Raw genomic sequence first — 3,184 nt, forward strand, 5'->3', positions numbered from 1 at the left:
AGTCAACTTATTTAAAAGAAATAAATGGAAACAATAATAATATTAGTTTTTGTATTAGGTTATTTAGCTATAACAGTAGAACATAGTATCAAAATAGATAAGCTAATTCCAGCTTTAGTTATGATGGCTATTAGTTGGGCTTTAATTTCTTTAGGAATTGATTCTTTTTCAGAGTGGTTTGATTCTGCTAATCATGGTTTAGTTGATGGGTTTTATGGTTTAGATCATGAAAACAAGATGCACATCATGGAAGAAACATTATTGCATCATTTGGGAAAAACAGCTGAAATTTTAGTATTTCTTTTAGGTGCTATGACCATAGTAGAAATCATTGATTATTTTGATGGCTTTTCAACTATTAAAGGTTTTATAAAAACAAAAAGTAAGCGTAAAGTACTTTGGATTTTTGCAATATTAGCATTTATATTATCTGCTATCATAGATAATTTAACTGCAACTATTGTTTTAATTTCTATACTTCAAAAGATTGTTAAAGATAGAGATGTTCGTATCTGGTATGCAGGTTTAATAATCATTGCTGCTAATGCAGGAGGTGCTTGGTCTCCTATTGGAGATGTTACCACTACAATGTTATGGATTGGTAAAAAAGTTACAACAGGACATTTATTTGTATACCTATTCATACCTTCTTTATTGTGTATGTTAGTACCTACATTTATTGCTTCGTTCTTACCTGCCTTTAAAGGTGACCTCGAAAAGGTGGCTGACGATTCAGATAAACCCAAAAGTAAATTCAGTTCAACAATGCTTTACTTAGGTCTAGGTGGAATTGTTTCTGTACCCATTTTTAAAACTGTGACGCATTTGCCTCCATATGTTGGTATGATGTTAGCATTAGGTGTAGTGGCCATTTTTGCTGAAATTTATAGTAATTCCAAATTCGCGATTTCTGGAGTTGTTTCAGATGAGCATAGTGAACATGCTAATCATAGTCCAGTTCATCATTCTTTATCTAAAATTGAAATGCCAAGTATTTTATTTTTCCTCGGAATTTTAATGGCTGTAGCAGCCTTAGAATCTTTAGGAATCTTATTTGGTTTTGCAGGATCATTACAAGAAACAATGCCAATGTTGGGGACAGAATTACACGGTGAAGGTGTTTCCGATTTAGTAGTGCTTCTTCTTGGAGTTGGTTCCGCTGTAATTGATAATGTACCATTAGTAGCTGCTAGTTTAGGAATGTTTTCAGAGCCAATGGATAATGAATTATGGCATTTTATAGCCTATTCCGCTGGAACAGGTGGTAGTATGCTTATCATAGGTTCTGCTGCTGGTGTTGTTGCTATGGGAATGGAAAAAATAGACTTTTTCTGGTATATCAAAAAGATATCGTGGCTTGCACTTGTCGGATTTATTGTAGGAGCAATTGCGTTTATGTTTACAAGAACATTATTCTAGTTCGCATACTTTTGAATTAAAATAAGCGTTATTACACTAATAAAATTATTATCAATACGCAACTTATATGAAATTACTAAGTAGTATTCAAGATGGAGCTGAATTGGCTACTGATTCAGAATCAACCGAAAAAACACTTTCTATCATTGAATTGATCAGTAGTGGAGGAGCTGCAGGACAAATAATAATAGCCATATTGTTTGTGCTTTTAATTGCTGCTATTTATATTTATTTTGAACGTTTGTTCGCTATAAAAGCAGCATCTAACGTTGATTCAAATTTCATGAATCAAATCAAAGACCATGTAACTAATGGTAAGATTGATTCTGCTCAAATGCTATGTGCTCAAGTAAATACTCCAGTATCTAGACTCATTAATAAAGGAATCACTCGTATCGGAAAACCTCTCGAAGATATCAATACAGCAATCGAAAATGCTGGTAGATTAGAATTATATGGGTTAGAAAAGCATGTTAGTGTTTTAGCTACTATATCTAGTATTGCTCCAATGATTGGTTTTCTAGGGACAGTTATCGGAATGATATTATCCATATTTGAAATTGCAAATTCTGGAGGACAAATCGATATCAAACAACTATCTGATGGATTATATACTGCTATGACAACTACAGTAGCTGGTTTAATTGTTGGTATTGTTGCCTATATGGCTTACAACCATTTGGTAGTAAGAACAGATAAAGTCGTATATCAAATGGAATCAAATTCATTAGAATTTTTAGATCATTTAAACGAGCCTATTTAATGCAGATACGAGGAAGAAATAAAGTAAAACCTGAATTCAATATGTCTTCAATGACAGATATTGTATTCCTGTTATTGATATTTTTTATGCTCGCTTCTACATTAGTGACAACTAATGCTATTGATATTTTATTACCTCAAGCTAGTGGGAAAACTGAAAACAAACAATCTGTAGCTGTAAGTATAACTAAAGATCTTAACTATTATATAGATCAAAAATTAGTAGGAGGAAGTGTTCTTGAAACAGAGCTAGTTAATATGCTATCTTCCCAAGATCAACCTACTATTGTTCTGCGTGCTGAAAAATCAGTTCCTGTAGAGAATGTTGTTAAGGTGATGGATATCGCTAATCGAAATAAGTTTAAAGTTATTCTAGCTGTTAAGCCAAATAACTAGTCTTATTTTTCCGGAATGAAGTTTGCTTATGCAATACTATGAAGTACTTAAAAACCAAACACGAACGTAATTCAGCTAAAATCACAGCACTAATTGTGATTATTTTAGTATTGCTACTATTTGTGGTTGGGCCTCCTTATATGGATCCACCAGAGGAATATGGTGTTGCAGTTAACTTTGGAAATTCTCCGGTTGGTTCAGGAACTATTCAACCTACAGAACCAATTAAATCTAGACCTAATGAAGAGGTTGTTAAAGAAGATACAGAAGCAGATAAATCACAACCTGAAGAAACCACAGATGCTAACAGTGAATCTGAAGATGTCTTAACTAACGAGTCAGCAGAAGACTTGGCTATAAAAAAGGCAGAAGAGGAAGCTGAAAAAGCAAAGGCTGAGGCTGAACGCATTAAACAACTTGAAAAAGCTGAAACAGATAGAATTGCTAAAGAAGAACAAGATAAAAAAGATAAATTAGATGCTTTAATTGGTGGTGTGAAAAATTCTGATGGACCAACTCAAAATGGTGAAGGACCAGGTGATGGCCCAGGAGATAAAGGTGAATTAGATGGTAGTCCTTATGCGCCATATAAAGGCACACCTGGATC

Annotated in this window: 3 protein-coding genes and 1 pseudogene; all 4 read left to right on the forward strand. The window is 33.5% G+C overall.

The window, feature by feature from the left end; all coding sequences use genetic code 11:
• Positions 1-24: 24 nt before the first annotated feature.
• Positions 25-1,419, forward strand: a complete 1,395-nt coding sequence (gene nhaD / locus AB8B90_RS02855) for a sodium:proton antiporter NhaD (protein WP_405333445.1) — start codon at positions 25-27, stop codon at positions 1,417-1,419.
• 67 nt (positions 1,420-1,486) lie between these two features.
• Entirely contained in the window at positions 1,487-2,182 is a 696-nt protein-coding gene (locus tag AB8B90_RS02860; protein ID WP_405333447.1) for a MotA/TolQ/ExbB proton channel family protein, read from the forward strand.
• Positions 2,182-2,577, forward strand: coding sequence for an ExbD/TolR family protein (locus AB8B90_RS02865; protein ID WP_405333449.1), 396 nt, complete (start codon positions 2,182-2,184; stop codon positions 2,575-2,577). Before AB8B90_RS02860 ends, AB8B90_RS02865 begins: the two co-directional genes overlap by 1 nt.
• Before the next feature lie 38 nt (positions 2,578-2,615).
• Positions 2,616-3,184: pseudogene (locus AB8B90_RS02870) on the forward strand (energy transducer TonB); the annotation flags it as partial.

The organism is Psychroserpens sp. (genome assembly GCF_045105015.1).
Lineage (GTDB): Bacteria > Bacteroidota > Bacteroidia > Flavobacteriales > Flavobacteriaceae > Psychroserpens.